The organism is Mesorhizobium sp. M7A.F.Ca.US.006.04.2.1, from assembly GCF_004022915.1.
GTDB lineage: Bacteria > Pseudomonadota > Alphaproteobacteria > Rhizobiales > Rhizobiaceae > Mesorhizobium > Mesorhizobium ciceri.
Genome location: NZ_RZQA01001455.1, coordinates 1 through 806, shown reverse-complemented (window position 1 = coordinate 806; position 806 = coordinate 1). Strand labels below are relative to the sequence as shown.

Genomic DNA, 806 nt, shown 5'->3' with positions numbered 1-806 from the left:
GCCGAAGGACTATGCTGGCGTTCCAAAGCTCGGGCCCGCGCTGCCTGGCGATCTCGGCCGACCGATCCTGCGCGCGCAGGAGCAGGGCAGGCCCGCCATTGCGCCTGACATCAGAACGCCTCGCGTCGATCCGGAAGAACAGCGCCGCCTCGCCGAGATCGAGGCCGCGCGCGTCGCAAAGCTCTTCACGGAAACCAGCGCGCGGACAGCTCCGTTGCGGCAGGGTACCGGCGCTGGAACCTCCATCGCGGACACCAAGTCCGGATTGACGCCGCCGGCCGAACCGACGGTGCCTGATGCAGTGTCCACTCAAGATACGCAGGACAGCAAACTCGCCTTCGTCAACGCCAAGCCGGATCGTCGCACCGTTAGTCCCGATCGGCTCGAGGCGAAGGCTTCGCCCTACGTCGTCCAGGCCGGCACGGTCATACCCGCGGCCCTCCTTACCGGCATCCGCTCCGACCTGCCCGGCGTGATTACCGCTCAGGTCACGGAGAACGTCTACGACAGCCCGTCAGGGGTATATCTCCTGATCCCCCAGGGTGCAAAACTGGTTGGTCAGTATGACAGCCAGGTCGCCTTCGGTCAGTCTCGCGTACTCCTGGTCTGGAACCGGCTCATCATGCCGGACGGCGCCTCGATCGTGCTGGAGCGCCAGCAAGGCGCAGATACCCAAGGGTTCTCCGGACTTGAGGACGAGATCGATCATCACTGGGGCCAGTTGTTCCGGGCCGCAGCGCTCTCGACCCTGCTTGGTATTGGAGCGTCGCTTGGCTCCAGCGACGACGAAAGCGATATCGCGAAAG

Annotated in this window: 1 protein-coding gene; it reads left to right on the top strand. The window is 64.9% G+C overall.

Features of this window, described 5'->3' with window-relative positions; all coding sequences use genetic code 11:
• On the top strand, positions 1-806 hold an 806-nt coding region (locus tag EN925_RS38010; protein ID WP_128337471.1), incomplete at both ends, for a TrbI/VirB10 family protein.